This window comes from Kordiimonas sp. (assembly GCF_965216265.1).
In the GTDB taxonomy this organism is placed as follows: Bacteria; Pseudomonadota; Alphaproteobacteria; order Sphingomonadales; family Kordiimonadaceae; genus Kordiimonas.
Genome location: NZ_OZ244153.1, coordinates 2204137 through 2230049 on the forward strand (window position 1 = coordinate 2204137; position 25913 = coordinate 2230049).

Here is a 25913-nt window from a genome sequence, read left to right on the forward strand (position 1 = left end):
CCATGTCGACCATAAGCCCAGAAACCGCCCTGATATACACGCTTGTGACCGTTTCCGCCTCAGACGAGGAGATGACGGATACGGAGTTGAACCGCATGACGGGGATCGTTGGGTACCTGCCCGCGTTCCGCAATTATAATGTTGAAAAGCTGCGCTCAGACACGAACAGCTGTATCGAACTGCTGCAAAGTGAAGAGGGGCTGGACGCTGTGATGGGCCTCGTGGAAGAAGCGATCCCTGAAAGCCACAGTGATCTGGTGTACGCGCTTGCCTGTGAAGTGGCGGCATCGGACGGCAACCTGACCCAAGAAGAGTTGCTTCTTCTCGAGATGATCCGTCATGCGCTGGATATTGACCGGCTGACAGCTGCTGCGATTGAACGTGGCGCGGCTGCGCGGCAGAAAACATTCAACTGATTTCTGCGAGGGTGAGCTAAGAATTTCAGGGCGCTCTCGGCGCCCTTTTTCATTCAGGCTGTTCTATTCAGGAATGTTGGCCGTCAAAAGGTTTGAGTGGGTAGGGTTCGATCTCATCCCATTCATCGATATCGTCAAAAGCGGAGGTTTCTATCACCGTGTTTTTGGCGGCTTTTTTATCACCACTTTCCAGCGGTTCCATCAATGCTGACAGGCGATTGAGCATGATCTTTTCGGCGGCATCTCTTGGCCTGAGTGTGAGAACGATAGCGAGTTCCTTACGGGCAAGCGCACGCTCTTCCTTGTCGCCGCGCGCGAGGAAACGCACATATTCAAAGCGGGTGCCGATCGACTGGCCATCCAGCGCAATGGCGCGTTCAAAATACTCCTGTGCTTCTTTCCGGCTTGCACCAAGGGCAAGGCGTGCAAGGAAACCGGCGTTGCTGACAGCAGAATGCCAGCCGCCCATGGCTGCTACAATGAGGGGGTCGTCTGGCAGGCGCGTTACCAGCGCTTCCAACCGTTCCTTGGAGGCTTTGACGTATGATGCCTTGCGCAGCCGCTTTGCTTCATACCCGATGCCGATGGCATAACTGACAGCTGCAACCACATTGTCGGGGTCGAGCGCGAGCGCTTTCTCGCAGTCATCCAGCGCGCGGTGAAGGGATGTGACAGATTCTGAGCCATGCTGCTTGAAGCCCCCGATCACAAGGCCACTTCTACAGGCGAGGGCAAGGCCGTCTGCCGTATTGGTGGCGGCGCCGCGTTCGCGCGCCTCATCAAAAGACCCTTCAACAAAATCCAGCCAACCCGGGGTATTGAAGGGTTGCCATCCGGCTAACATGCTCAGCACAAGAATTGTTTTCATAGGCCTCACTATAACAGGGTTAAAGTGAACGGCAGCCTAACGTGATTTTTTTACACACGCCAGAAGGACGGCGAAAAAAGTACCAGAACGGAAAAAAGCTCCAGCCTGCCGATCAGCATACCAAAGGATAACATCCACTTTGCGGCATCTGTAAGGCCACTGAAATTGCCCGCTGGGCCAACCTTGTCGCCAAGGCCAGGCCCGACATTTGCAATGGCCGTGCCTGCGCTTGATAGCGAGGTGATCCAGTCCTCGCCGGTGGCGGCGATACCAAATGCAAGAATCAGAAAAATGCCCAAAAACAGGGTCATGAAACTCATGACAGACGCACGAACATCATCGGGGATCGGTCGTCCGTTATAGCGTGCGATAAACACGCCGTTTGGCTGCAAGGTATGTTCGATCCAACAACGCATGGACTTAAGGAGCACCTGAAAGCGGAAAATTTTCATGCCACAGCTGGTGGAACCGGCGCAGCCGCCAATGAACATCGCCACAAAAAATAACGAAGCAGAGAAGGCGCCCCACTGGCTATAGTCCGAGGACGCGAATCCGGTACCCGTAAGCACTGAAATGATGTTGAAACTGCCGTACCGGAAGGCTTCTTCAAGCGTGAAATTCTTGAATACCATCAGCCAGATCGTGACCCCGACACAAAGGAAGGCAACCAAGAGCAGGAACCCGCGGGCTTGCTCATCTCGCCACAGGGCAAGCGGCCGGCCTCTTATCACCTGCAGGAACAGGATAAAAGGCAAGGAGCCGAGGACCATAAAAATCAGGCAGACTATATCGGTGGACAGGCTGTCAAACTTGCCGAACGAACTGTCCGAGTTTGAAAAGCCGCCTGTTGCAATGGTTGTCATGGCATGCACGAGCGCATCAAACGCTTCCATGCCGGTCAGCATATAGGCGATCATGCACAATGAGGTGAAGGCCACATAAACACCGGAGATAACACCGGATATCTGTGCGGCGCGAGGCAGGATCTTCTCTGCCGTTTCAAAACTTTCTACACGGAAAACCTGCATACCGCCCACCTGCAACATAGGCAGAACCGCCACAGCCATCACGACAATCCCGATGCCACCAAACCACTGCAAAAGCCCACGCCAGAGCAGAATGCCGGGCGGTGCAGTATCAAGTCCAGTAATGACCGTCGAGCCTGTGGTGGTCAGGCCGCTCATGGCTTCAAAATAGGCGTCTGTATAGCTGAGGTCGAGTTCTGAAAACGCAAGCGGAAGTGCTGCAAACGCGGGCAATACCGCCCAGGCGGATGTTGTAAGCAAAAAGGCTTGCTTGAGGTTCAGGTTATCGCCGCTGCCACGTGTTGCCAGCATCAACATGCCGCCGATCATGGCGGTAAGGCATAGCGCGATGGCAAAGGTCTGCCAGTCCGGGTTATCGGCTACGAAGTCTGCGATTGTGGGCAGGCTCATCCCCCCCGCCAGAAGAGCGATCAGTGAACCCAGCGTATAGAGAACCGGCCTGAGGTCTACCAATGTTTGCCCCTTAGTTGATGTGCAGGGAAACGTGGGGGCTATCGAGGGAGAAAGCCGGTATGGTTGCGGAGAACATCATGCCGTCCTCGCGCTGCATCTCATAGCTGCCCCGCATGAAGCCGGACGGCGTACCGAGCGGTGTGCCGCTTGTATAGATAAAGGTCTCGTTGGGCTCAATGATCGGCTGCTCACCAATCACACCAACACCCTTCACCTCCTGGATACCACCAGTGCCGTCGGTGATGATCCAGTGCCGGTTCAGAAGCTGAACTGGCCGGTTTGAGGTGTTGGTGATTTTGATCCTGTAGGCCCACACATACTGGTGGGCCTCAGGTTTTGATTGCTCGTTCAGAAAGTAACTTTGCACAGCAATATGGATACCTTCAGTCGTTTCTTCAAACGTCAAAACACCATCGATGAGGTCGTCGTCAACCATATTGCTCCCGTACTTTCTTCTGCGCCAGCTTAGACGCCAGCCGCGTCAAGCGCTTGATTTACATCCTGAACGAGATCGTCCGCATCCTCAAGCCCTACCGAAAAACGGATCAGGCCCGGCGTGATGCCAAGTTCAAGGCGGGATTCCTCGGAAAGTGCTTTGTGTGTCGTGCTCCACGGGTGCGTGGCAATCGAGCGGCTGTCACCGAGATTGTTGGAGATATCCACGATCTTGAGGGCATTCATGAAACCGAACGCATGTTCGCGGCCGCCAGGCAACTCGAACACCACCATCGTGCCCCCGCGCTCCATCTGGCTCAGGGCAAGGTTTTGCTGCTCAAAAGATGCTAGATTGGGATGGCGGGTGTCTGTCACACGTTTCGCTATGGCTGTTGCCACCTTCTCCGCATTATCGCACATGGCATGAACGCGCAGGCTCAGTGTTTCAAGCCCCTTGAGCATCACCCATGCATTGAAGGGCGACATGGCGCAGCCCGTATGCCGGTAAAAAGGATATAGGTGCTGTTCGTCAAATTCTTTGGAACACAATACAACACCGCCGAGGCAGCGGCCTTGGCCATCAATATGTTTGGTGGTGGAATAGGCGACGATATCCGCGCCAAGTTCCATGGGGCGCTGAAGCACCGGTGTTGCAAACACGTTGTCTACTACCAGAAGTGCTCCTGAATTGTGGGCGAGGTCGGCCAGCGCCTTCAGGTCCACAATCTCAAGCGTCGGGTTCGCCGGTGTTTCAGTGAAAAACAGCTTGGTGTTGGGTTTTATCGCCGCTTTCCAGGCATTCAGGTCAGTGCCGTCAACCACGGTGGTTTCAATACCAAAGCGCGGCAATTGTTCATCCATCAACCAGCGGCAGGAACCAAAAAGCGCTCGTGCGCCGACAACATGGTCGCCTGCGCGCAGGCTGGCAAGCAGCGCCGCTGTCATCGCCGCCATGCCGGTGCCGGTGGCGCGACCAACGTCAGCGCCTTCAATCACAGCCATGCGGTGTTCAAACATGGCGACAGTAGGGTTGGTTTGGCGCGAATAGGTAAAGCCTTCAGCGCGGCCATCAAAGCGCGCTTCTGCTTCTTCCGCATTTTCATATGAAAAGGCTGAAGTGAGGAACAGGGCTTCGGACATTTCTCCAAAGTTGGAGCGCATTGAACCAGCGCGTACCATCTGGGTTTGAGGTGCCCAAGTGGAAGTGAGGCTTTTATCGAGGCCTGAGCGCAGTTTCATCGTCCATTCTCCTGAAAACGTCGTGGGTGGCTGCATCCTTCATACAGCGGCGCCACGTTGCGGCCAAGCGCCATCAAGGTCAAGCGTTTCGGCACACTCAGGCATGATCATTTCTTGCTTTTTTAAAAAGCTCTGGTAAATGCTTGGGCGCACAGTGAGGCGCGCGGGTGTAGCTCAATGGTAGAGCAGAAGCTTCCCAAGCTTAAGACGAGGGTTCGATTCCCTTCACCCGCTCCATACACTTACCTCTCGCAAAATTCATCAGGATCGGTTGGTCAAGGGCTTGCCCCCGGAGGCCCGCGCCATTAAACCCCTCATATGACATGAATAAGGGAGTTTTTTATGAGCGTGACAATCTGGCATAATCCGCGGTGCAGCAAATCCCGCCAAACACTGGCACTCCTTGAAGAGAAGGGTGTAACGCCAACCGTGCGCCTGTACCTAGAAGATGCGCCTAGTGTGCAAGAGATTAAGGACGCGCTATCGCTTCTTGGCCGTGCCCCGCGTGAGCTGATGCGCACCGGAGAAGCTGATTATAAAGAGCAAAACCTTGCGGACGTCGAGGGCGACGCGCTGGTTGATGCGATGGCTGCAACACCAAAGCTGATCGAACGCCCGATTGTTTTTGCGAGCGGTAAAGCTCGTGTGGGTCGCCCGCCTGAAAGCGTGCTCGACATTCTCTAAGCGGAAAGCTGCCGTTCGATACGGGGGTAATAAAGCGCCTGCGCGAGCCCCCGCGTGCCCATGAACACAGCGACCGACCACCACAATCCTTCAAGCCCCCAATGGGTTGTGAATGGGCCAACGACGAGCATGAAGGCGGCAAACGCAACGGCCATGGTGACCATCATGGCACCGCCTGCTGTTGCGCCAATATAAATGCCATCATACTGGTAACAGGCGAAGGCGATCAGCGGCAGCCACACCAATACGTGCAGCGCACCAGTTGCCGCGGTGCGCACGCCCTCAATGTCGGTGAGTGTAAAGACCAGTGTTTTGCCAAATAACGCGAACCCGGCGGTGTAGAGCACGGCCGCCAATCCGACCCAGAAGAAGCTTATTCGCACCCAGCGTTTAAAGTCGTCCCGACCACCTTTCCCGTAAGCTGCACCGGCAAGCGCCTCTGCCGCATAGGCAAAACCGTCAAGCCCCAAGCTTATGAGCAGAAGAAAGGTGGAGAGCACATGGCTGGCGGCAAGGCTTTCCGCACCCAGGTCCCCAGCCTTGCGTGTCACCATGCCAAGGGCTGTCATCAGGAGAAGCGTGCGCACAAAGATATAGCCGTTGGTATTGATCAGCCGCTTCATTTTATCTGTGGCCCAGGTTTGGCTTTGCTGTGCGGCCTCAAGAAGCGCCTTCAAGCTCATATGGCGGCTGAGTATGACAAGCCCAAGGATCGCCGCCAGCCATTCTGCGATGAGTGAGCCGAGCGCGATGCCCGCCACACCCATATCAAGCCCCATGACAAACAAAAGGTTGAGCAGCCCGTTGCTGATATTGAGCACGAGCTGCAGCAAAAGTGCCGCTTTGGCGCGGGCGGTGCCGATAAGGTAACCATTGATGCCATATATGAAAAGGCTGGCGGGTGCGGCCCAGATGCGGATGTCAAAATAGGCGGCAAAGTGGACCTTTGTGGCTTCAGGTGGCGTGAGGGTTATCATGGCGATATCAAATATCGGCCGTTGGAGGCAAACCAGAGCCAGCGCGATCAATAGCCCGATGGAAAGCGAACGTATGATCACCCGCCTGAGTTGGTCGTCGTCCCCTTTGCCGTGCGCCTGAGCAGCGAGGCCCGTGGTGCTCATGCGCAGGAAACCAAAAGCCCAGAAAATATAGGTGAAGACCATGGCACCAACGCTCACAGCTGCGAGATGCACGGCGCCCGGCAGGTGACCAATCACCCATGTGTCGACAAGGCCGACAAGAGGGGCGGCGCTGTTGGCAACAATTGCGGGCCCGGCTATGGCCCACACTTTTCGGTGTGGGTTATCTGGTCTGTGTGGGTTAACGGGGTCGGAAACTGCTTTCACTCGCCCCGCCCGATACCCGTGTAGCGGAAACCGTGGTCTTCAGGGGCCGCTTTGGCGTAGATGTTCCGGAGGTCGACGAGAACAGTGCCTTTCATCAGTTTTCGTGCACGGTCAAGGTCAAGCGCACGGAACTGGTTCCATTCAGTCACGATAACCAATGCGTCGGCATCCTGCATTGTGCCGTAAGGTTCATCGTGAAAAGTCACGTCGGAGAGCAGTTTTTCAGCCTCTTCCATGCCTTTGGGGTCGTGCGCATGGATGGTGGCGCCAGCTTTCTGTAAGGCAGGGATAATGTCCAATGACGGGCTTTCGCGCATGTCGTCGGTATTGGGTTTGAACGTCAGGCCCAGAAGTGCGAGCTTCTTGCCTTCAACTGAACCGCCACACGCCTTGATGATTTTGTCGGCCATGGCACGTTTGCGGTCCTCATTCACTTCAACGACTGAGCGCACAATACGAAGTGGAAGACCATATTGGTCTGCGGTGGAAACAAGTGCACGGGTGTCTTTCGGGAAGCAGCTGCCGCCAAAGCCTGGGCCAGCGTGCAGGAATTTGGAGCCGATCCGGTTATCAAGACCTATGCCGCGCGCCACTTGCTGGACGTCTGCACCCACAAGTTCACACAGGTCGGCCATCTCGTTGATGAAGCTGATTTTCGTGGCGAGAAACGCGTTTGCCGCATATTTGATGACTTCGGCGGTTTCTCGATTGGTGAAAACAACCGGTGTTTCATTGAGGAAAAGCGGGCGATAAAGTTCGCGCAGCAAGGCCTGTGCTTTCTCGCTATCCACACCCACAACCACCCTGTCGGGTCGCATGAAGTCCTCGATCGCCGCCCCTTCGCGCAAAAACTCCGGGTTGGAAGCCACATCAAACAACTCCGGGGGCAGAAGGGCGGTGAGGCGGGATTTTATCTCCGCGCCAGTGCCGACAGGCACGGTCGATTTGGTGATAACGACGGTATAGTCTTTAATATAAGCGGCAGCTTCCTCAACGGCCGCGAAAACATACTGGAGGTCAGCGTGCCCGTCGCCCCGCCTGCTTGGTGTGCCGACAGCGATGAACACAGCGCGCGCATCTTTCATCGCGTCTTTGAGATTGGTCGTGAACGTCAACCGGCCCGCCTCAACATTTCTGGCTACCATGCCATCGAGGTTGGGTTCATAAATCGGCATGATACCGCGCTCAAGGGCGTCAATTTTGTTTGCGTCCTTGTCGACACAAGTCACCTCATGACCAAATTCCGAGAAACATGTTCCAGACACAAGGCCAACGTATCCTGTCCCGATCACTGCAATTTTCATCATCCAACCCCTGATGTAACCAGAAATAATTTGTGCCTTTATGGCACTGATAATCCGCTATATGCGACAAATAATTTGTCATACTGTATGCAGATAAAGGCGCATAGGGGCAATTTATTGCGGTTTTATGATCTCATGGTGTTAGGACCGGTTTAAAAGCTGCCTTGTGGTGCGAAGGGTACGCGGTGATCACACCGTATCATCATCAGGTTGTTGAACGAGACATGACAAAGAAGGCTTGAACTTGGCCTCTGAGAGCGATGCAATATCGGACGAAACCCTTGTTCTGAGGGTGGCAGACGCTGACAGGACAGCGTTTGGTATGTTGGTGGACCGGCATGCCTTGCGGTACCGCGCCCTCGCGTTCCGGTATCTGGGCGATGCTGCCCTCGCGGAAGACCTGGTGCAGGAAGCTTTTGTGAAATTGTGGACGCACGCACGGCGGTTTGACGCTGATAAAGCGCGCTTCACTACATGGTTTCACCGTGTTGTGGTCAATCGTTGCCTCGATGAGAAGCGACGTAAAAAGCCGGAAGCGCTGCCGGAAGAATATGACCAGCCGGATGATAGCCCATCAGCTGAACATGAGCTGATAGAGGCGGATGGGAACGCGAGCCTGAAACGCGCACTAGAGGCACTTTCTGACAGGCAGCGGCTGGCGGTGACACTGAGTTATTATGACGAGCTTTCAAATATGGAAGCCGCAGATGCAATGGACATGAACCTGAAGGCTTACGAGTCGCTGCTTGTGCGTGCGAGGGCGAAGCTCAGGGAAGCACTGATCGCTGAAAAACAGCAACTGTTTGAAGCTTTGGGATAGGAGGGCAATGTGAAAAAGCCCATGACAATGGAAAATTATGAACTGTGCCGTTTGCGGTTCGGCAGCCATATAGCCGCCTGGCCGGATACGGACCGCATTGCGGCGGAGGCCTTCCTGCTGTCAGCAGAGGGGCAGGAGTTTGAAGAAGCCGAGGCGACGCTTGATAGCCTCTTAGCTCAAAATCTGTCTGTGCCTAATGCATCGAGTGACTTTCTGGCGTCCCTTAAGGATATCCCGGCAAAGCACAGCGCTAAGAGCGGCTGGTTTGAGACTATATCAGATGCTCTTCTCGGCGGTGGCAGGTGGTTTTCGCCTGTGGCATTGGCATCTCAGGCTGCGGTTTACCTGGCGGTGCTGGGTGTGGGGCTCGTTATTGGTCTACAGTCCGCGAGTGTGGACGCCGAAAGCGTGGACCTGAGCGAAGGCCTGTTTGCGAGCAACGCAGAGCTGTTTCTGGAGGAAGAATAAACCATGGCATTTAAAGTGAAATGGATACATGGCGTTTTGGCTGTCTCTGTTGCGGCAAACCTCTTTGTCGGAGGATATCTGCTGGGCAAAGAGCTTGCGCCGGAGCGGCACCACAAAGGCAAGTCGCATTACAGCAAGGATATTTTCAGCATGCGCAAGCTTGCAGGTTACCTGCCTGACGAAAAGCGTGAAGAACTTCGTGCCTTGATGTCGGATCACCGCAAGGGCCTGCGTGAGAACTTCCGTGCAGTTCGGGACATTGAAGAGCGTGTGCGCGCGATCCTGATGGCTGAAACGGTGGACAAAGATGCGCTTAAGAGCGCGCTTGATGAACTTGAGGCAAAAACACGCTCATTGCATGGCCCCCTCCGCGGAATTTTGCTCGATATCGTCGCTGACCTTGATTTTGAAACCCGTCAGAAGCTGGGTCAGGATATCTATCAAAGGCGCATGAAGTGGCGCATGAAACGCGGTGAAGATGATCGCAGAGGTCCGCCACCGGGCGAGCGCGACGGTGAGAAGTTTGAGGATGGTCGCATGCCACCACCACCTCCTGAAGACTGGCCAGCTGAGGATGAAGACCCTGACCGCGAAGATAGTGAAAAGCCACATTAACCCCCCATTGAGCGCTTGTGGTCAACGGGGCTAGATGACCGTTACTAGCCTCATTTTGCGTCCAACTCGGCGGCCATTTTTCTCCAGTAGGCAAAAACAGGGCCTTCATGCTAAAATACACGCATGATCAGCACTGCGACCTTGCCGTCCATTGGGCCGCCACCCCCTGAGATCAGGCGTCCTGATGTGCCGGAAAACTTAAAGCCGAAGCTGCCTGACATCAAAGAAGAGCTGGTGTCGGGGCCTAGAAGGCGTGCGTCAGCCAAAGATGCTACGTCTCAGCCGGAAGCGCGCGCGGGAAGCACCGGCAGCGGCAATAGCCAAAACCTTGGCGGCGCATCGGCAGTTGCTATTCAGGTGAGCGAGGGGCGTATTCCCGCAGAACCTATATCGCCGCAGCTTGAGGACTTGCCTGAGCTTTCGACCCAATATTCCGATGAAGACCTGGCGCGCATAAGCCAGCTTAAGGCGCGTGACCGGGAAGTGCGTGCGCATGAAACTGCCCATGCTTCTGCCGGGCAGGGATACACAGGCGCACCAAGTTTTGAATATGCAACAGGCCCGGACGGTATCCAGTATGCTGTTGGTGGACATGTCTCAATTGACACCAAGCCGGTGGCGGACAACCCGGAGGCCACCATTTCCAAAATGGAAGTGGTGCGGCGTGCCGCGCTTGCTCCGGCAAGACCATCTGGTCAGGACAGGTCAGTGGCATCAGCGGCGGAAGCCGCGATCAGGGAAGCAGAAGCCCAGCTTCAGGAGCAGCGCCGTACTGAAGCAACGTCATCCGATGAGCCTGACGAGGCCAACACCTTCAGCCAGAATAATCCTCAACGTGAAACGAACCCTGCGGAAAGTGCTTCACTTTCACCAGAATCCACAGCCTTGCTTGGCACCACGGGTGCCTCGCGTCCCGCGCAGCCTGTGAGGATTGATCTGATCGCCTAACGGTGGTCTGCGCCAACGGCGTCAGCCACTGATGCAAACCCTTCAGCCTTCAATAGTGATGCAAGTTCAGCTTTGATCTGGGTAACAAGTGCTGGCCCACTATAGACCAGCGCGCTATAGAGCTGCACGAGCGAAGCGCCCGCTTTGATCTTGGTGAAAGCATCGGCACCCGACGCCACACCGCCAACCCCAATGAGTGGCACCTTGCCTTCGGTCGCGCGGTAGATGGCGCGCAGAACGTCCGTTGATGGCCCCATAAGCGGCGCACCAGACAAGCCGCCAGCCTCAGCCCGGTGTTTGTTTTTAAGCGTTTCCGGCCGGGCGATTGTGGTGTTGCTGACAATCAGGCCGTCAATTTCGCTTGAGAGAGCAATGTCCGAGATATCCCTTATGTCTTCTTCCTGAAGGTCAGGCGCGATTTTGACCAGAATGGGTATGTAAGCCTTGCCTTCAGCGATCTTGCTCGCGCGGGCTTCGAGGACTTTCGAGATCAACTCCATCAGCGCGTCTTTTGACTGAAGCGCCCGGAGGCCCGGTGTGTTCGGGCTTGAGATGTTGACGGTAAAATAACTGCTGAGCCCATAGAGGCGGTTGATGCCAGTAACATAGTCTGCAGTGCGGTCATCACTGTCTTTGTTGGCGCCTACGTTTGCCCCAAAAACACCGTGCGTTTTGGGCAAGGCTTTTAGCTGTGCCGCAAAATACTCAAGGCCTTTGTTATTGAACCCGAAACGGTTGATCACGGCCTTGTCTTCGCTCAGACGGAACAGCCGGGGTTTGTCATTACCTGCTTGTGGCTTCGGGGTTACCGTGCCGGCTTCCGCAAAACCGAAACCCATTTTGTGTACGCCGGTTATCGCTTCGGCGTTTTTGTCAAAGCCTGCGGCGACACCAATAGGGTTAGGGAATGTGATGCCAAAAACATTTGTCGCGAGCACGGGGTCGTTTGCCCCCGCACCAAATTGTGTGCTGAGGCCCAGCCGCAGCGCCTGAATGGTCAGATTATGCGCCCGCTCCGGGTCAAGAGCATGGATGAGCGGCCTAATGAGCGGAAAAAAATCCACCATGTCACACAATTCCTTCAATTTCGTAGAGCTGACGCCAGCCGCCGTCTTTTCGCTTCACGATGTCATGCCTGGCGACCGCCGAGAGCGGCATGGGTGCATAAAGATGCGGGAACAGCGCACCACCACGAGAGGCTTCCCACTTCAGCGCGTCAGCTGGCAGCTTCCCGGTGTCTATCGTCAATACGTGAAGGGTTTCACAGTCACCAAAGTATTTTTCGGCGGTAGCGACAACCTGATCGCCGGCTGAGAAATGAATGAAACCGTCACGCTTGTCGTCGGCAGAGCCTGAAAAATGCGTACAAGCAGCGGTTTGTTGCCACTCTTCCTGTCGCATCAGTTTGAAAATAGGTTGCTCGGTCATGCGGATTGAATAAGCGCTCTTCGGTTGCCGCGCAAGAGGGGAGTGACAGCAGGCCTATCGCCAAACAACCTAAGGTGTCGTCGTTTTGTTTGGCGCTTTGGCGAAACTATCGATACGGCACGGTGTGCCTGCGCGGCTCACCAGATCATCGATCCTTGCGCACAGCTGTCCGTTCACCGGCTGGTATGAAATATAGCCATGATAATGGAGCTGCGGGCAACTGCGTTTGAGCCGGACGAGAATATCGTCCGCATCCGCCATGATGAAACGCACGATTTCGTCAGACTGAACTTCATAAGACTGGATATTGTCGGTGCTGATGCAGCGCATTTCCTCACGCGCAGCGGCGGCACGCTCACCGGTTTCCGTATCCTGAGCATAAGCGCAGAAGGAGCTACCCAAAAGGGCGCTACACAGCAGTATATGTTTTTGCGTTAGCATGGGTCTGCCAGTTTTTATCTCAATGTCAGAACGAAGGGTGATGCGTTTTGCATTAATGGTCCATGAATGAATATATCAACGCCCTTGTTTTGCGTGCAAATAATCACGACATTAAGGGTAAATAATGAACTCGGTTGAGGATGGGAGCAGGTTATGGTGGGCGAACTATGGTTATGGACCAAAGAAAGGGTTTCGGCTTTCTTTGCCATGATAGGGCGCGGCTTGAAACGACTGTGGCGGCTTTTTACCGGATGGGTTGTCACGGTTTCGGGCAGCACGTGGCGTAAAGTTGCCGTTTTCCTGCCTGCGGCCTTTATCCTCTATATCCTTATTGGCATGCCTATCGTTCACCGGGTAGACGATAACCTTGATTTCCCGACAACCGCAGCCGCCGGGGCATCTGAAGTGGTGGCCGATATCGCCTTCCTGGTGAAGCGGGAAACCGTCGACCATGGGTGGACACCGAACGACCCGGCCATTCAGCCGGGGTGGTGGTTGGATAACACACCAAATTTCCAGAAGGGCATTATCGCCGCGCTTTCCCGTTTCACATTTGAGCTCCGGGATCAGATTGGCCGTACACGTGGCTCCAGTGCGGTAGACCCGGACCTTGAGCAGGCGGCGGGGAACCTCTCGAAAGAGCCGGACCGCTGGGTGATCGACATAGGCACGTCCCTTCTCCCAACGAGGCCCTCTGATTCATATTTCCGCCAAGCGGTTGAAGAGCTTGAAAGTTATAACGCGCGGCTGGCAGCCGGAACGGCTGTTTACGAGCGGCGGTCTGACAACCTGCAGGCTACGCTAGATCGGATAGCGCTGGACCTTGGCGCGTCATCTGCTGCACTTGAAACCTATATTGGGGAAAAATCCGGTGGGTTTATCCCGGATTTCGGGGCGGATGATTTGTTCTATCAAGTGAAAGGGCAGGTCTATGCCTATACGGTCATACTTCAGGCTTTGAGGGTGGATTTTGCCAAGGTGATTGAAGACAAGGAGCTATCGGCCCTTTATGGGGAACTCCTCAAGTCCCTGCGTGCAGCGGCGACGCTTGACCCGCTTGTAGTGAGCAATGGGGCGAGAGACGGTGTTCTCGCTAATCATTTGTCGATGCAGGGATTCTATCTATTGAGAGCGCGAACACAGCTTCGGGAAGTGAGCAATATCCTGCTCAAATAGCTTGTCAGCGCCGGGCACTACTGTCACTCTATGGGCATGATGGGAGACACAATTACAGTGGCGGAAGAGATTCACGGGCCGATACGGCCAGTCGCCAAACGTTGGCGAAAGCTTCTTGTTGTTGTTGATGGATCGCCGGAGTCCCAGGTGGCGATCCGTTTTGCGGCTGCGCGTGCCGCCCACATCACAGGCGGCGGCCTGATACTCTTCCATTGTATCCGCCCTGGCGAGTTCCAGCATTGGATGGCGGTAGCAGATCGCATGCGCGAAGAAGCGCATGAGGAAGCGACCGAACTATTGCGCGATATGGCCGAACGGCTGCATGCCTATTGCGGTGTGACACCTGAAACGGTGATCCTTGAAGGTGAACCCAAGGAAGAGATCCGCAAATATATTGAAGAGAAAAAAGATGTATTCGGGCTGGTTCTGGGGGTTGGGTCTGAAGGGGGGCCGGGCCCGTTGATCGACTATTTCACTCATGATCTGGCCACGAACCTGCCGTGCCCGTTGTTCCTGATCCCCGGCAACATGACCTATGAACAGATTGACGCGATGGCCTAGGGATGGCCTAGGTTTTTGAGCCGGTCTCAAAAGCGATAAGGTCGTCAAGCGCGCTGTCGAAGCTTGGGTACTTAAGCTTAAACGACAGGTCTGTTTTCACGCGGTCGTTCCTTACCCGCTTGCTTTCCTCATAAAAGCTGCGCGCCATGGGGCTCAGGTCCGCGTCCTCAAACGGGATCAGGGGTGGTACTGGCTTGCCAACGGCGAGGGCTGCTTTTTCAATAATATCCTGTGGCGGGGCAGGTGCGTCATCCGCCAGGTTGAATATGCGGCTTGGGAGGCTAGAGTTCATCGCCCGCCACACGCTTTCTTCAATATCAGCCAGGTGAATGCGGCTGAACAGTTGCCCTTCCTTGAAGATGCGTTTTGCGCGGCCGTCCAGCACGGTTCTTACCGCATTGCGCCCCGGGCCGTAAATACCAGCCAGGCGGAAGATATGAAGCGCGCTTTTTGACTTATTGCTAAAGTCGTTCCAAGACAACTCTGCGTCAATGCGGCGTTTGCCGCGGTCAAGGCTCGGCGCGGCTGGTGTGTCTTCGTCAACCCAGCCGCCATCATGGTTGCCATATACATTGGTGGAGGAGAGATACCCCACCCAGCGCAAGCTATCGAGGGTATCGGCGAGTGTAGTGATGAGTGGCAGGATGGGGTCGCCACCCGGTCCCGGCGCCACGCTTGTCAGGATGTGTGTAGATGTTTTAAGCGCCGGTTGAAGGGCCGTGGGCTCAAGAGGCACCGGTGTAACTCCCATGCTTTGCAGGGCGTCCGCCTTCGAGGCGTCACGGTGGCTTGCACTCACTTTCCAGCCGTTTTTCATCGCGCGTGCCATGATGGGGGATGCGCTATAGCCCGGGCCAAAAACAAAAAGATGAGGATTGTGTGCTGACATGAAGGAAACTGCCTTGAAATTGCCACGGCTTTTGCGCACTTTGCGCGCATGAAACAAAGCACCACCATACTGATTTTGGCCGCGCTTTCTAGCGCTGCGTTCACGTCTGGAACCTTATACGCCCAAGCGGGCGATGAAGAGCGCTATGGTGCTTGCGTCACCTTGGCGGAACGCGTGCCCGATAAAGCCATCAACATCGCGCTGGCGTGGCAGGCAGAAGAAGGCGGTGTGCCAGCACGCCACTGTGAAGCGCTTGCGCTATTTCACCTGAAAGAATACGCCGAAGCCGCAGCGCGCATGATGAAGATCGCTGACGATATGCGGGTTGGTAAAGAAATGCCGGTGCGTGGTGGCAAGCGGCTTGTGGCAAACGCCGGTTTGCTGGCGGATATGTATGGGCAGGCGGCTAATGCCTGGCTGCTGGCTGATGAGATTGTGCGGGCTGAAGATGCCATTGAGGTGGCGCTTGCGCTTGTCCCGCATGGTAGCTCACAAGGCCGCGAGCTGATGGTAGACCGCGCGCGCATCGCAGCAGCAGATCAGGATTATGAACTTGCGCTGCAAGACCTTGAAGCGGTGTTGCAACTGGACACGAACCGCACGGACATTCTGGTGCTGATCGCGTCTGCGGCCCGCGGTGTGGGCAATTTTGGACGCGCCGATGAGGCTCTCAAGGCTTATTTCAAAAGCTATCCGGATAGTCCCGCTGGCCTTTTGGAGCTTGGCAACCTGCGCCACGCAGAAGGCAAGCCGGATGAAGCTCGTACTGCCTGGATAAAGCTTCTTGTTGCGTCTGAGCAAGGGCCCGAGGCTGAAGCCGCGCGGCTGAACCTGGAGAAGCTCGACCTTCAGGTCGAAGACGATGCCACCAAAGGCAACGAATAAGCGTTAGAAGCGAATAACTGCCTCGTAAAGATCCGGCAGGTTATTTTCAAAGAGGATCACGTCGCCAGTCTGCCAATGGGTGTTTACCCAAGCTTCGGCGTCCGCTTGTTTGGTGAATGTCATCACCGTTGTGGTGCCGTCATTTTGTGCGGAGATGCCTTCAAGGAAGGTTGGTATGCGCTCCGGTGTCACCACAAGGATGATATCGCAGTGCCGGGCGGCGAGGCGACCCAGTGACGCATGCTCTTCATCGTGCTTTTCCCCCAACTCTACCATGCCGGGCGTCACGAGGATGCGGCGGCCGCTTCCGGCCTTAAGAACATCCAGACATTCAAGGGCGGCCTCAAACCCCACCGGGTTTGAATTATAAGCATCGTTCACGATGGTTGCGCCGCCTGGTGTTTTGGTAACCTCAAGCCGGTGACGGATCTGCGGCATGGATGCGAGCGCGCCTTTGATGGCAGCCCACGGCAGGCCAAGTGCGTGGGCGCTTACGGCGGCGAGCGCAATGTTGCCTGCCTGATGGCGACCAAAAAGCGGGGACTTTAGCGTATGTTTCTCATCACCGTCCTGAACGCTGACTTCAATGCCGTTTGCTGTCAGCGTGTAGTCTGAAATGGCAACGTCCGCGCCCGTGCCGACAATGCGGTATGTGCCGGGTACAGTCGTTAAACGTTCGCTTAAAAGGTCTGCGGGTATGCCGTCTTTGTTCACAACAACCTCGCCCTGCTTTTCAAAGACAGCCTCGGCAAGTTCAAATTTCGCGCGCGCCACGGTTTCCAGCGTTTTGAAACGCTCATAGTGGGCGGCGCCGACAGCTGTGATCAAGCCAACGTCGGGTGGGGTCAGGCGACATAGACGTGCGATAGAACCCGGGCCATAAGCGCCCATCTCCACAATGAAAAACTGATGCTTTTCCTCAAGCTGCTCCCGGATCACGCGGGTGATGCCCATATCGGTGTTCACGCTGCCCGGCGTGGCAAGCGTGGGTGCGGCGGCTTCCAGAATATGGTTCAGGATATGTTTGGTGGAGGTTTTACCAAACGAGCCAGTGATGGCGATCACCTTGGGCTGAAGTTTGGCAAACTTCGCGATCGCTTCGGCTCGGAAGCCAGCTTTAACTCGTTCTTCTGCCGGTTCAAGAAGCTTGTTCGCAATGACCATGAGAGCTGGGGGCAGTTGCACAAACACAAGAAGCATTACCGCCGCAAAGACAAGCTGCCAGTTGTAGCGGATTGTTACGAACCCGATACCGTCCATATCAATTTGAACGGCGTAATGCGCGCCTTTTGGTGCAAGATAAGCGGCGAGAGCTATCAGCGCCAATATGCAAGTGGAAAGGGCAAGATAGACCAGATTTATGCGCTTTACCCGCGCTGTTGCCACAAGTGGCTTTTTGGAAGAAGCCCGGGCTGCACGCGACATCAGAGCACCATGCACAAAGGCTATCGCGATAAAAGGCCATATCAGGAAGGCTGCAAAAGCAAGTGCAGTGCCCACCTCGCCCGTCAGCGAAGTATGCGAAATGGCACCAACCAGAATAGCCGCCACAAGCCAAAGGCTCGCGCGCCGGTCGAAAGCCTTGTTGTCTTTGAACCAAGTGATGAAGCGCACGTCGTCATACTCTTCCTGCTGGAAGATCATCATCAGGGTTTTACCGCGCTCATGCGCAAACCACAGCGCAAGCGGCGCGAATATGATGACGGGCAGAAAGGTATAAAACAGTTCACTCATCCTTGAGGTCCTCAAAGAAGGTGCGGATCAGGGCTTCACATTGATAGGCGCCTCGGCTCAGGATATCCCAGTGGTCAAACCCTTGAACTTCCACAAAGCGCGCAATAGGCATCAGGTTTTCAAAGCGCCGACCAATTTCGGGCGGTGCCTCGGTATCATCCGAGCCATATATCAGAAGCGCCGGGCACCGCGATGCTTTGGCGGGGGCGGTGAGGTCTTCGTTCACAACCCGCACGAAGGTTGGCCGAAGTGCCCCAGCGTTTTTATAGTCGGCACTACCAAAACGTTCAACATAAGCGGCGCGGAGCGAGGTACCCAAAAAACTGTCAATAAGGTGTGCTGTACGGCCAATCATTTTCAGGCAAAAGGCTTTGACCTTGAAGAAAAGTGACCGGCGACGCCTGAGCCCTGCACCACCGATCAGCACAATAGCCTTCACCAAAGCAGGGTGGCGGGCCGCCATCTGCACGGCCACGCGACCGCCAAAGCTATGGCCTATGATGATGTGCGGCCCGCCGGGCATGGCTTCCAGCTGGGTCGCCAGCGTGTCGGCATAACATTCTGTGCCTGCACCATCTTCAAGCCTGGGTGTGTTGCCAAAACCCGGTTGGTCATAAAGCGTGTTGGTATGTGTGGCCTTGAAAAGGGACGCGAGGCGGGCGAGGGACGAGTGTTCCATGCCCCAGCCATGCAGCCAGATCAGCGAACCGCCGTCGGCACCTTCTTTCACACTATACCAAGGGCTTACGCCCATAACAGCTTGTCCTTCCGGCACATTTAACTCCGGGTGAAAATGGTGGCGCCGCCAGTTGCGGTATTGGTATCACCAAGCCGCGCGCCAGAGAGTCGGAAACCCTCTTCGATTATCTCGCTTGATAACGCGAGGAAACTCAAAGGCTCCGCAGCGGCTTCCCAAAGGAAGTAGGCAAAGGAGCCGGGAATGGTGTTCACCTCATTAAGCCAAAGCTCGCCTGTGTTACCGTCGCACAGGAAATCCACCCTCACGCTGCCCGCAAGTTGCAGCAGGTCAAATATCCCGGCAGCACTTCCATGAATAAACTCACTTTGTGCGCCAGATAACTCATCGGGGTTGAGGACCCTGTTCAGGGAGGCCATGCCTTCGCTCGGGCCAGTGTCCAACTTGGGGCCGCCTGGCGTGCCGCCAGCCAGATATTTGTTTTTGAAATCCAGAAGTTCGGCGTCCCGCAGCGGGCGTTCAATCGCCGACGTTTGGGTTTTCCCGTCCGCACTGCGTCTTACGGCAATATTATACTCCACTAAATTGGACACAAAAGGCTCAACGATGACCTCGGCGTCCATACGGAAGGCGGTCATCAGCGCGGCAATCAGGCTGTCCATATCGTTGGCTTTGCCAACACCGACGCTTGATCCCAGATTGCAGGGTTTGACGATATAGGGGAAGGTGATCTCGCCGAAGGTTTCCCTGAGCTGGGTTTCGAGAACTGCCGGGTCAAGGAAGGTGCCTTTTTTCGGGCGTGCGAGCGAAAGCTCGCTCAAAACCTTGATGCCGCCGCTGGCGGCAATGCGCTTGGCGAAAACCTTGTTCATGGTGCCTGCGGCACCGAGCGTGCGGCAGCCTGCATAAGGGATATCTGCAAACTCGAGAAGGCCTTGCAGAGTGCCGTCTTCACCGTTTGAGCCGTGAATGGCCGGGACAATGAGGTCAAAGGGAATGGTTGTGCGCTTCTCGCCCATCAACCCTTTTGAAAATGCGATCAATTGCGGCCTGCCATTTGCGGGCGTGGCAAGATCAAGCATCACCTGGGTCAGCCCTTTGGGCTCGTCTGCAATGGGGTAGTTGCTGCGTTTAGTCAGGGCTTGGCCGGTCCACCACTGGCCCAGCGGGTCAACATAGATGGGCAGGCCTTCATATTTCCCCGGGTCCAGCGCTTCAAGGAACTGGAGGCCGGTGAGCACACTGACGTCGTGCTCGACACTTCTTCCTCCAAAAATGACAGCAATGACCTTCTTTTGGGCCACGGGCGTTCCCCTAAACCTTGTTGCAACGGTGTGTAATCATTCATGTAGCCAATTCAGGCGCAGACGGCAAAGGCAAATACGTCTTATGGTCTACTAAATGCGTTAAGCGTGGCGGTTTAGGGGCAGAAGGCGGGTTTTTTAAGTGCCGCCCGAAGAGACCACGAGGTTTGTGAGTTGACGACCTCTTGCGCTAGGCTAGAGTGGTTGCAGCACAAATGACAGGTCACGGGAGCCGAAAAATGACACTCAAGCATATTATAGTCGGGCTTTGCCTTGCGGGCTCGACGGCAGTTTCCGCCCAGAACAGTTGGGAAGAGGTGGAGATCAAGCCGGTCGCCCTGAACGGCAATGTTCATGTGATCTATGGTGCTGGTGGCAACATCGGCGTTTCTGCCGGGGGAGACGGTGTTTTCATCATTGATGATCAGTTTGCACCACTCACCGAGCGGCTCAAAACCGCCATCGCAGGTATTTCTGACAAGCCAATCCGTTTTGTGATCAACACACATTTTCACTTTGACCACACTGGCGGGAACGAGAATCTTGGTTCAGCAGGTGCGGTGATCGTGGCCCACGATAATGTGCGCCAGCGATTGACAGCAGGCAGTTTTATCAAGGCCTTTAACGTTACCACAGAACCTAAAGTTGGGCCGGCGCTACCAGTGGTGACTTTCAACGACCAGATGTCGCTGCACCTGAACGGTGAAGACGCGCGCATCATTCATCTGCCTAACGCGCACACCAACAGCGACAGCATCGTGCATTTCCGCACCTCGAACGTCATTCACATGGGGGATACCTTCTTTAACGGGCGGTTCCCGTTTATTGATGTACCAAACGGCGGCACTATTGGGGGTGTGATCAAAATGGCCGAACTTGCCATCAGCGCTGCCGATGAACAAACTGTTGTTATCCCCGGTCATGGCCAAGTCACAGATCTCGCTGGGCTGCAGGCCTATCATGATATGCTTGTTGCTGCGCGGGACGTAGTTGCGGCAAAAAAAGGTGAAGGATTGTCATTAGAAGAGCTTGTGGCCTTGAAGCCGCTTGCTGATGTGCACCCTGAATGGCAGCAGGCAAGCACTGATGGTGTGGACCTGTTTGTATCAACGATTTATGAGAGCCTATAAGCCAAGAAGCCCATAAAATATGTGGCGCCCGGAGTTTACTTCAGGGCGCCACTTGTTTCAATCGAGCGTGATGGTGATTTCTGTGCCCGCTTCCGGGAGTGTGAACACAGCGTCGCTAAATTGTGGCGGGCCAAAACTGCCTTTTGCATCGCGTGACATGCCAAGGGGCTCACGCGGGACGCCCATGAAGTTTTTCTTCAGCTTGCCATCATCGTCTTCATCATGGAAAACAGATATGGCGTAGTCGCCTTCAGGCAGGCCGTGGAATGTGTGGCTCACCCCATCCGTATTGGCGGTTAACTTCATTCGGGCCTTCATGCCTTTGGGGTCAAGAAAACCCTCTGCGCTATCATAAACACCAATAAGAATTGAGCCGGACGACTTTTCAATGTTTGCGATGTGCACTGTCAGGTCTGCAGCTGATGCTTTAAGGGTGCCAACAAGCAGCGCAGTCGTACTGATGCATAAGGCGGTTATGAGTTGTTTTGTCATTTTATCCTCGACTGTTGTGACCCTAAGGCCGGGTTTGATCTGTCGTTTTGATTAAGTGCCAAGCATTGCTGCGATACCTTCAACGTATGTCTTGAAGGCCGCATCGCCTGTTTTTGTTATTTCAATGGTGGTTTGTGGTTTTTTCCCCACAAACTCTTTTTCAAGCCTGATGTATTCATGGTCCTCAAGTTTCTTCAGGTGGGTGCTGAGGTTGCCGTCCGAGACCTGAAGCACCTTCTTGAGCGCGGTAAACTCTGATGACCGGGCAGAGGCTAGGTAAGACATGATGGCCAGCCTGACCCGCGAGTGGATCACATCGTCTATCGCTCTATAGTCGAAGTCCGACATGGTCTTATTCCTCGCTATCGTCAAGGCGCCTCATCACAAAGCCAGGAAGGGTGAGAAGCAGCCCGCTGGACGCTGCCATTACCAGCAACATCTCGCCGTCATATACCTGAAGGGTAGTGGCGTAGGCGAGCACAAGCCACCAGCCGAGCGCAATAAACTTGAGCCAGCGCACGCCTGTAACTGCAGAGGTTACCCAATAGGCGCCACCCATAAGACCAGCGGACAGGATTGTAATGGTTTTGGGATCGAACGTGTCGGTCACGACCGAAAGCCAAAAATAGATCAGCGTTGTCACACCAACCACTGTCCAGCTTGAAGAATGAGCAACAACGGCCGGGTTGCTGGTGCGCGTTACCGGCGCACGGTGCCGCGCGATCCAGAACTCTATGGCCCAGCCGATCGCCATCATCGGCGCCCAGATCTCAACCATCATTTCCGGTAAATAACGGTGTACGCTGAGATACTGCAAAAAGAAGGCGACCGTAAGCAGCACACCCCACAGGATGAAATGTATGCCGCTCACCGCGACCTTGTCCCGCGCGGCTTCCATCATTTGCCGGATCAGGGCTAAATCTTCCGCCGGATTTCTGGGTGCTGAATTGTCGATGTCGTTTGTCATAATCTGTATCCTGATTGCGTTATGCAAAGTACTTTGTATTTCAAAGTATGCATTTATGACAGGAAGTCAAGCGAGAATATGTAGCGTGATTTTGAGCACATGGGGGGATTGGGCAGAGGAACCTATTCAAGCCCTGAATAGCTTATTGGCAGTTTGGGGGCCAGGATTCGTGCGACGAGGGGTTGAGCACGCTGAGAAATATCTCGCCTGATTGATCTGCGTTGGCCTGAGAAAATAGAAGTTTATCACCGAGCGGCGAAAATAAGGGGCCAACCTGGAAGACATCTTCACGAGCCGGCACCAAGCCGTCGGCTAGCCATACTTGATCCTCCAGATGAAAAAGATGCAGGTGGGACCGCCCGCCGCGATCACTCACCACGACCATATGGTCACCGTCTGATGTCATATCGGCTTCATAGTCGTTGGCTGCGCTGTTGATTGGGGTGCCTAAATTGCGAATGGTCCAGCGATTGTCTACGCTCTTGTGAGCCATATAGATGTCTTGTCCGCCAAGGCCGCCAGGTCGGTCTGAGCCGAAGATCAGTTCGCCGTTCGACCCGAGACGAGGTAACAACTCCGATCCGGTTGAATTGACAGGCCAGGGAAGACGTGTGGGCGTACCCCAGACGCCCTCGGCGTCGCGCTCAACGTACCAGATATCAAAATCTTCTTTAACGTCACCGTCCAGCGTGCGCGTGGAAATATAATAGAGCCCCCTACCGTCAGGTGTCATGAGCGGATCCGACTCGTCAACCGGGGCAGCCAAACTGAAAGGAAGCGCAGGTTGTTCAACCCAGGTGCCTGTTTCGCACCGTGCCCAAGCCAGTTGATATGCGCTGAAGCTCGGATTCGCCCGAAAGAAATACATCTCCTGACCATCTGGAGAAAAGACAGGCGACGCTTCGTAATCAGATGTTGAGAGCGTCTCGGGTGTCCAAAGCGTGGGTGGGTTATTCGCCACTGCGAAGCTGATTATTATGAGCCAAAGGAACACATTGCCACCTCGTGCATGACTTATTATGTGTGAGATTGTGTATAGGGTGATGAGTGTTTTGCCATCTAACAATCGTGTTATTATTTCCACATAGCTCTCGAGACGCACCAACAGCGCTATGATTACTGAAGGACAGTCTGTGTCGCTACCGTCATCCCGCACCAAAACAGAAGCTTCTGTGTTCGATACCCTTATCGCAGGCCACCCGGTGCTGGATTTTGCGAATACGATCACCGGCTGGGGCAGCAACAGCCTTGAAGATCATATCCAGAGCTACCTTGACCTCGTGGTCTGGTCAGTTGCTGCAGATGTAATGGAGCCGGAACTTGCTGACATTCTGGCCATGAAAGGCAGTCTTGAGGCTGAAGAGGCCGCTGCCGCGCTTGAGAATGCAAGAGCGTTACGCACAGTATTGCATTATATTTTTGCCGCCCATGCCCAAGGTGCTGAGCCGAGTGCCGATGACATGGAAGTTTTTGAAGCGTTCTGGCAGCAATCAATGTCGGCCCACCGGCTGGCTTTTGTGGACGATCACATCGAGATAAGGCCCGCAGCTTTCACCAACCTTACGATTATCGCCGATCTTGTCACCCGGGACGCTGTGCTTCTGATGAAGGATTTACCGAAAAAACGACTCAGGCTTTGCGCGAATGATGCTTGCGGGTGGCTCTATCTGGTGCGCGAAGCTCGGCACAAGGGGCGGTACTGCGGAGGCCGGAAATGCCTGAACGGCGTGACACACAAATAAAAGCCCCCGCCAATACGGCAGGGGCAATTTCAAGGACCGGGGCTGCCTCTTAAAGGCCAGCATTTTTCCTAACGGCCGCTATTCTCTAAGTCGATGCGAACATGCCGGGTAACACCACTTTCGCCGGGAAAGTTTTCAAACAGCGCTTCCGCCAAGAGCGGCACAACCTCAGGCACCGCTTTGGTGCGCGTTTCAGTTTCTGCGCGGCCTTCAAAAAGAAGCTCGCCCTCTGGTGTACGGACTTCCATGATCAATGTCGCGGTGTAGACCGTGCGTGTGATCAATTCGTCATTATACATGTGGTCGAACGGCGAAACGGGTGCCCAGTAGCGGCCCCAATGCCAGTAGCTGCGCCAATAATATGGACGGCTATGTCCTGGTATGGACCGGATTTTCTCGCGCCCATCGTTGACGGTAACGTCAAAGCCGATAATCAGCTCCGGGTCTTTTTCGCCCGTGGCCTGATAGCCTTCATTGCGCAAATGATTGGCAAGCACAGCCGCGTATTGTTGGAACTCGAGGCTGTCTTTCCTTGATGTATCCATCGGCACGATCATCAACCGTTCGCCCTTAGGCTCCGGCAGCGTGTGAAATGTCGCTACATCACTACGGAAAGTGCTGGTGCAAGCGCTGAGGGTTACCAGCGCTGCGACAAGCATGATTTGTTTTAAACTGTTCTTGGCCATCTGCGTGTCTCTTGCTTTCTTTGTTCGCAGTCTAACAAGCCGTGCGTGATCGGCAAGGCGGAAGATGCGGTCACTTTATTGGTAAAGCATAGTATGCCGCGCCTGAACACAGACTGAACAAGAACCGCCTCACTTTTGTGTGTTGCCTGTCCTAGAACAGAAAGCCGACCGCACGCTTCACTTCCTTAAGGATCGGGTCAGCGATGGCGCTTGCGCGTTCGCCGCCTTCCGCCAGGACGCTGTCGATATAGGCGGTGTCTTTTTGCAGCCGGGCCATTTCCTCGGTGATGGGCGCGAGCTTCGCAACCGCCACATCGGTCAGGGCTTTCTTGAAGTCACCAAAACCCTTGCCTTCATATTCCGCACAAACCTGATCACGTGTCATGTCGGTCAGCGCGGCATAGATACCAACAAGGTTCTGTGCTTCGGCGCGACCTTCAAGGAGGTCAGCTTTCACCGGCAGCAGTTCTGCGTCGGTTTTTGCCTTGCGGATTTTCTGCGCGATGGTGTCAGCGTCATCATTGAGGTTGATACGGCTATATTCAGACGGATCGGATTTTGACATCTTCTTGGTGCCGTCCCGCAAGCTCATCACACGGGTGCCTTCCCCCTGAATGACGGGCTCCACAAGTGGGAACAGCTCAAGGCCATAGTCGTTATTGAACTTCTGTGCGATGTCGCGTGTTAGCTCAAGGTGCTGTTTCTGGTCTTCCCCCACCGGCACATGCGTTGCTTTATAAAGCAGGATATCCGCGGCCATCAGGTTTGGGTAAACATAAAGCCCGGCAGATGCTTTTTCGCGGTTCTTGCCTGCTTTATCCTTGAACTGGGTCATGCGGTTGAGCCAGCCAATACGCGCCACACAGTTGAAAATCCACGCAAGCTCTGCATGACCGGAAACACGAGACTGGTTAAAGAGGATGGATTTGGTGGGGTCAACACCTGCCGCAATATAGGCAGCGGCCGCTTCGCGCACTTGTGCTTTCAGGTCTGCCGGGTCTTGCCAGACGGTGATGGCATGCATGTCCACGACGCAATAAATGCACTCAAAATCGTCTTGCAGTTTTACCCAGTTACGGAAGGCACCAAGATAGTTGCCAAGATGCATGTTACCGCTGGGTTGGGCGCCGGAAAAAACA

30 protein-coding genes and 1 tRNA gene are annotated in these 25913 nt (G+C 54.9%); 12 read left to right on the forward strand and 19 right to left on the reverse strand.

What is annotated here, in order from left to right; all coding sequences use genetic code 11:
• Positions 1 to 2 precede the first annotated feature (2 nt).
• Complete coding sequence (locus ACOOGA_RS10160; RefSeq protein WP_417459435.1) at positions 3 to 416, forward strand: tellurite resistance TerB family protein; 414 nt, start codon at positions 3 to 5, stop codon at positions 414 to 416.
• A gap of 67 nt (positions 417 to 483) precedes the next feature.
• Here the strand turns inward: ACOOGA_RS10160 and ACOOGA_RS10165 are convergent, their stop codons facing one another.
• The 4 genes from ACOOGA_RS10165 to metZ are packed head-to-tail and all read right to left on the reverse strand — an operon-like array spanning position 484 to position 4457.
• A complete protein-coding gene (locus ACOOGA_RS10165) occupies positions 484 to 1284 on the reverse strand; it encodes a tetratricopeptide repeat protein (RefSeq protein ID WP_420428598.1) in 801 nt (266 codons plus the stop codon).
• Between the two features lie 50 nt (positions 1285 to 1334).
• A complete protein-coding gene (locus ACOOGA_RS10170; protein WP_417459437.1) occupies positions 1335 to 2783 on the reverse strand; it encodes a TrkH family potassium uptake protein in 1449 nt (482 codons plus the stop codon).
• Positions 2784 to 2793: 10 nt separating this feature from the next.
• Positions 2794 to 3219 carry a Co2+/Mg2+ efflux protein ApaG gene (apaG, locus tag ACOOGA_RS10175; protein ID WP_417459438.1) on the reverse strand — a complete coding sequence of 142 codons (426 nt, stop codon included), beginning with the start codon at positions 3217 to 3219 and terminating at the stop codon, positions 2794 to 2796.
• Between the two features lie 29 nt (positions 3220 to 3248).
• Complete coding sequence (metZ, locus tag ACOOGA_RS10180; protein ID WP_420428600.1) at positions 3249 to 4457, reverse strand: O-succinylhomoserine sulfhydrylase; 1209 nt, start codon at positions 4455 to 4457, stop codon at positions 3249 to 3251.
• Positions 4458 to 4620: 163 nt separating this feature from the next.
• On the opposite strand from metZ, the gene ACOOGA_RS10185 reads away from it, so the two are divergent.
• Both ACOOGA_RS10185 and arsC read left to right on the forward strand, forming a co-directional pair.
• Positions 4621 to 4694: transfer RNA gene (locus ACOOGA_RS10185), tRNA-Gly, on the forward strand.
• Between the two features lie 105 nt (positions 4695 to 4799).
• The gene (arsC, locus tag ACOOGA_RS10190) at positions 4800 to 5141 is read left to right on the forward strand and encodes an arsenate reductase (glutaredoxin) (protein ID WP_420428602.1); all 342 of its coding nucleotides are present in this window, start codon (positions 4800 to 4802) and stop codon (positions 5139 to 5141) included.
• Here arsC and ACOOGA_RS10195 read toward each other — a convergent pair.
• Entirely contained in the window at positions 5138 to 6487 is a 1350-nt protein-coding gene (locus tag ACOOGA_RS10195) for an MATE family efflux transporter (RefSeq protein WP_420428604.1), read from the reverse strand. The two genes, arsC and ACOOGA_RS10195, sit on opposite strands and share 4 nt — an antisense overlap.
• Positions 6484 to 7791, reverse strand: coding sequence for a UDP-glucose dehydrogenase family protein (locus ACOOGA_RS10200; protein ID WP_417460073.1), 1308 nt, complete (start codon positions 7789 to 7791; stop codon positions 6484 to 6486). Before ACOOGA_RS10200 ends, ACOOGA_RS10195 begins: the two co-directional genes overlap by 4 nt.
• Positions 7792 to 8029: 238 nt before the next feature.
• Here ACOOGA_RS10200 and ACOOGA_RS10205 point away from each other — a divergent pair, with 238 nt between their 5' ends.
• From ACOOGA_RS10205 to ACOOGA_RS10220, 4 genes are all read left to right on the forward strand, one after another.
• Positions 8030 to 8611, forward strand: a complete 582-nt coding sequence (locus tag ACOOGA_RS10205) for a sigma-70 family RNA polymerase sigma factor (protein ID WP_420428606.1) — start codon at positions 8030 to 8032, stop codon at positions 8609 to 8611.
• Between the two features lie 9 nt (positions 8612 to 8620).
• Positions 8621 to 9079, forward strand: a complete 459-nt coding sequence (locus ACOOGA_RS10210) for a hypothetical protein (protein ID WP_417459443.1) — start codon at positions 8621 to 8623, stop codon at positions 9077 to 9079.
• 3 nt (positions 9080 to 9082) lie between these two features.
• Positions 9083 to 9694 carry a periplasmic heavy metal sensor gene (locus ACOOGA_RS10215; protein WP_417459444.1) on the forward strand — a complete coding sequence of 204 codons (612 nt, stop codon included), beginning with the start codon at positions 9083 to 9085 and terminating at the stop codon, positions 9692 to 9694.
• A gap of 123 nt (positions 9695 to 9817) precedes the next feature.
• On the forward strand, positions 9818 to 10642 hold the full coding sequence (locus tag ACOOGA_RS10220) for a putative metalloprotease CJM1_0395 family protein (RefSeq protein WP_417459445.1): 825 nt from the start codon (positions 9818 to 9820) through the stop codon (positions 10640 to 10642).
• Here ACOOGA_RS10220 and ACOOGA_RS10225 read toward each other — a convergent pair.
• The 3 genes from ACOOGA_RS10225 to ACOOGA_RS10235 all read right to left on the reverse strand — a co-directional run bounded on the left by ACOOGA_RS10225 (position 10639) and on the right by ACOOGA_RS10235 (position 12511).
• Positions 10639 to 11709: a quinone-dependent dihydroorotate dehydrogenase gene (locus ACOOGA_RS10225; RefSeq protein WP_417459446.1), complete on the reverse strand. Its 1071-nt coding sequence runs from the start codon at positions 11707 to 11709 to the stop codon at positions 10639 to 10641. The two genes, ACOOGA_RS10220 and ACOOGA_RS10225, sit on opposite strands and share 4 nt — an antisense overlap.
• A 1-nt stretch (position 11710) precedes the next feature.
• Positions 11711 to 12070, reverse strand: coding sequence for a DUF952 domain-containing protein (locus ACOOGA_RS10230; RefSeq protein ID WP_417459447.1), 360 nt, complete (start codon positions 12068 to 12070; stop codon positions 11711 to 11713).
• Positions 12071 to 12139: 69 nt separating this feature from the next.
• On the reverse strand, positions 12140 to 12511 hold the full coding sequence (locus ACOOGA_RS10235; RefSeq protein WP_417459448.1) for a DUF6491 family protein: 372 nt from the start codon (positions 12509 to 12511) through the stop codon (positions 12140 to 12142).
• Positions 12512 to 12664: 153 nt separating this feature from the next.
• On the opposite strand from ACOOGA_RS10235, the gene ACOOGA_RS10240 reads away from it, so the two are divergent.
• Positions 12665 to 13687 (forward strand): DUF2333 family protein, encoded by a 1023-nt coding sequence (locus ACOOGA_RS10240; RefSeq protein WP_417459449.1) that lies wholly within the window; start codon positions 12665 to 12667, stop codon positions 13685 to 13687.
• Positions 13688 to 13723: 36 nt separating this feature from the next.
• A complete protein-coding gene (locus ACOOGA_RS10245) occupies positions 13724 to 14248 on the forward strand; it encodes a universal stress protein (RefSeq protein ID WP_420428608.1) in 525 nt (174 codons plus the stop codon).
• 7 nt (positions 14249 to 14255) lie between these two features.
• On the opposite strand, the gene ACOOGA_RS10250 is transcribed toward ACOOGA_RS10245, so the two are convergent.
• Entirely contained in the window at positions 14256 to 15176 is a 921-nt protein-coding gene (locus tag ACOOGA_RS10250; protein ID WP_420428610.1) for an SDR family oxidoreductase, read from the reverse strand.
• Between the two features lie 9 nt (positions 15177 to 15185).
• Between ACOOGA_RS10250 and ACOOGA_RS10255 the strand changes: the two genes are divergently transcribed.
• Positions 15186 to 16022: a hypothetical protein gene (locus ACOOGA_RS10255; protein WP_417459452.1), complete on the forward strand. Its 837-nt coding sequence runs from the start codon at positions 15186 to 15188 to the stop codon at positions 16020 to 16022.
• 3 nt (positions 16023 to 16025) lie between these two features.
• Here the strand turns inward: ACOOGA_RS10255 and ACOOGA_RS10260 are convergent, their stop codons facing one another.
• Genes ACOOGA_RS10260 through ACOOGA_RS10270 form a run of 3 tightly spaced genes read right to left on the reverse strand, consistent with a single transcriptional unit; the run spans position 16026 to position 19757 of the window.
• Positions 16026 to 17756, reverse strand: a complete 1731-nt coding sequence (locus ACOOGA_RS10260) for a UDP-N-acetylmuramoyl-tripeptide--D-alanyl-D-alanine ligase (protein ID WP_417459453.1) — start codon at positions 17754 to 17756, stop codon at positions 16026 to 16028.
• Positions 17749 to 18531, reverse strand: a complete 783-nt coding sequence (locus ACOOGA_RS10265; protein ID WP_417459454.1) for an alpha/beta fold hydrolase — start codon at positions 18529 to 18531, stop codon at positions 17749 to 17751. Before ACOOGA_RS10265 ends, ACOOGA_RS10260 begins: the two co-directional genes overlap by 8 nt.
• A gap of 2 nt (positions 18532 to 18533) precedes the next feature.
• Positions 18534 to 19757 carry a D-alanine--D-alanine ligase gene (locus ACOOGA_RS10270; RefSeq protein WP_417459455.1) on the reverse strand — a complete coding sequence of 408 codons (1224 nt, stop codon included), beginning with the start codon at positions 19755 to 19757 and terminating at the stop codon, positions 18534 to 18536.
• 239 nt (positions 19758 to 19996) lie between these two features.
• Here ACOOGA_RS10270 and ACOOGA_RS10275 point away from each other — a divergent pair, with 239 nt between their 5' ends.
• Positions 19997 to 20887 (forward strand): MBL fold metallo-hydrolase, encoded by an 891-nt coding sequence (locus tag ACOOGA_RS10275; protein WP_417459456.1) that lies wholly within the window; start codon positions 19997 to 19999, stop codon positions 20885 to 20887.
• Between the two features lie 57 nt (positions 20888 to 20944).
• Here the strand turns inward: ACOOGA_RS10275 and ACOOGA_RS10280 are convergent, their stop codons facing one another.
• The 4 genes from ACOOGA_RS10280 to ACOOGA_RS10295 form a co-directional block, all read right to left on the reverse strand.
• On the reverse strand, positions 20945 to 21379 hold the full coding sequence (locus ACOOGA_RS10280; protein WP_417459457.1) for a DUF2141 domain-containing protein: 435 nt from the start codon (positions 21377 to 21379) through the stop codon (positions 20945 to 20947).
• Positions 21380 to 21430: 51 nt separating this feature from the next.
• Positions 21431 to 21727 carry a winged helix-turn-helix domain-containing protein gene (locus ACOOGA_RS10285; protein ID WP_417459458.1) on the reverse strand — a complete coding sequence of 99 codons (297 nt, stop codon included), beginning with the start codon at positions 21725 to 21727 and terminating at the stop codon, positions 21431 to 21433.
• A 4-nt stretch (positions 21728 to 21731) separates the two neighbouring features.
• Entirely contained in the window at positions 21732 to 22346 is a 615-nt protein-coding gene (locus ACOOGA_RS10290; RefSeq protein WP_417459459.1) for a hypothetical protein, read from the reverse strand.
• A gap of 142 nt (positions 22347 to 22488) precedes the next feature.
• The gene (locus tag ACOOGA_RS10295; RefSeq protein WP_417459460.1) at positions 22489 to 23079 is read right to left on the reverse strand and encodes a TolB family protein; all 591 of its coding nucleotides are present in this window, start codon (positions 23077 to 23079) and stop codon (positions 22489 to 22491) included.
• Positions 23080 to 23458: 379 nt separating this feature from the next.
• Here ACOOGA_RS10295 and ACOOGA_RS10300 point away from each other — a divergent pair, with 379 nt between their 5' ends.
• Positions 23459 to 24088, forward strand: a complete 630-nt coding sequence (locus ACOOGA_RS10300) for an ABATE domain-containing protein (RefSeq protein WP_420428612.1) — start codon at positions 23459 to 23461, stop codon at positions 24086 to 24088.
• Between the two features lie 68 nt (positions 24089 to 24156).
• Here ACOOGA_RS10300 and ACOOGA_RS10305 read toward each other — a convergent pair whose 3' ends face one another.
• Together ACOOGA_RS10305 and trpS are read right to left on the reverse strand one after the other, a co-directional pair.
• A complete protein-coding gene (locus ACOOGA_RS10305; RefSeq protein ID WP_417459462.1) occupies positions 24157 to 24774 on the reverse strand; it encodes a DUF4136 domain-containing protein in 618 nt (205 codons plus the stop codon).
• A gap of 151 nt (positions 24775 to 24925) precedes the next feature.
• Positions 24926 to 25882, reverse strand: coding sequence for a tryptophan--tRNA ligase (trpS, locus tag ACOOGA_RS10310; RefSeq protein ID WP_420430661.1), 957 nt, complete (start codon positions 25880 to 25882; stop codon positions 24926 to 24928).
• Positions 25883 to 25913: the final 31 nt, after the last annotated feature.

Bases quoted from the DNA above. Each gene is read 5' to 3' on its own strand.
- ACOOGA_RS10165 (WP_420428598.1), bottom strand. From the start codon at position 1,284: ATGAAAACAATTCTTGTGCTGAGCATGTTAGCCGGATGGCAACCCTTC.
- metZ (WP_420428600.1), bottom strand. From the start codon at position 4,457: ATGAAACTGCGCTCAGGCCTCGATAAAAGCCTCACTTCCACTTGGGCA.
- ACOOGA_RS10255 (WP_417459452.1), top strand. From the start codon at position 15,186: ATGAAACAAAGCACCACCATACTGATTTTGGCCGCGCTTTCTAGCGCT.
- ACOOGA_RS10235 (WP_417459448.1), bottom strand. From the start codon at position 12,511: ATGCTAACGCAAAAACATATACTGCTGTGTAGCGCCCTTTTGGGTAGC.
- ACOOGA_RS10245 (WP_420428608.1), top strand. From the start codon at position 13,724: ATGATGGGAGACACAATTACAGTGGCGGAAGAGATTCACGGGCCGATA.
- ACOOGA_RS10230 (WP_417459447.1), bottom strand. From the start codon at position 12,070: ATGACCGAGCAACCTATTTTCAAACTGATGCGACAGGAAGAGTGGCAA.
- trpS (WP_420430661.1), bottom strand. From the start codon at position 25,882: ATGCATCTTGGCAACTATCTTGGTGCCTTCCGTAACTGGGTAAAACTG.
- ACOOGA_RS10280 (WP_417459457.1), bottom strand. From the start codon at position 21,379: ATGACAAAACAACTCATAACCGCCTTATGCATCAGTACGACTGCGCTG.
- apaG (WP_417459438.1), bottom strand. From the start codon at position 3,219: ATGGTTGACGACGACCTCATCGATGGTGTTTTGACGTTTGAAGAAACG.
- ACOOGA_RS10160 (WP_417459435.1), top strand. From the start codon at position 3: ATGTCGACCATAAGCCCAGAAACCGCCCTGATATACACGCTTGTGACC.
- ACOOGA_RS10260 (WP_417459453.1), bottom strand. From the start codon at position 17,756: ATGAGTGAACTGTTTTATACCTTTCTGCCCGTCATCATATTCGCGCCG.
- ACOOGA_RS10200 (WP_417460073.1), bottom strand. From the start codon at position 7,791: ATGAAAATTGCAGTGATCGGGACAGGATACGTTGGCCTTGTGTCTGGA.
- ACOOGA_RS10295 (WP_417459460.1), bottom strand. From the start codon at position 23,079: ATGACACCTGACGGTAGGGGGCTCTATTATATTTCCACGCGCACGCTG.
- ACOOGA_RS10300 (WP_420428612.1), top strand. From the start codon at position 23,459: ATGATTACTGAAGGACAGTCTGTGTCGCTACCGTCATCCCGCACCAAA.
- ACOOGA_RS10220 (WP_417459445.1), top strand. From the start codon at position 9,818: ATGATCAGCACTGCGACCTTGCCGTCCATTGGGCCGCCACCCCCTGAG.
- ACOOGA_RS10215 (WP_417459444.1), top strand. From the start codon at position 9,083: ATGGCATTTAAAGTGAAATGGATACATGGCGTTTTGGCTGTCTCTGTT.
- ACOOGA_RS10225 (WP_417459446.1), bottom strand. From the start codon at position 11,709: ATGGTGGATTTTTTTCCGCTCATTAGGCCGCTCATCCATGCTCTTGAC.
- arsC (WP_420428602.1), top strand. From the start codon at position 4,800: ATGAGCGTGACAATCTGGCATAATCCGCGGTGCAGCAAATCCCGCCAA.
- ACOOGA_RS10240 (WP_417459449.1), top strand. From the start codon at position 12,665: ATGGTGGGCGAACTATGGTTATGGACCAAAGAAAGGGTTTCGGCTTTC.
- ACOOGA_RS10305 (WP_417459462.1), bottom strand. From the start codon at position 24,774: ATGGCCAAGAACAGTTTAAAACAAATCATGCTTGTCGCAGCGCTGGTA.
- ACOOGA_RS10290 (WP_417459459.1), bottom strand. From the start codon at position 22,346: ATGACAAACGACATCGACAATTCAGCACCCAGAAATCCGGCGGAAGAT.
- ACOOGA_RS10275 (WP_417459456.1), top strand. From the start codon at position 19,997: ATGACACTCAAGCATATTATAGTCGGGCTTTGCCTTGCGGGCTCGACG.
- ACOOGA_RS10285 (WP_417459458.1), bottom strand. From the start codon at position 21,727: ATGTCGGACTTCGACTATAGAGCGATAGACGATGTGATCCACTCGCGG.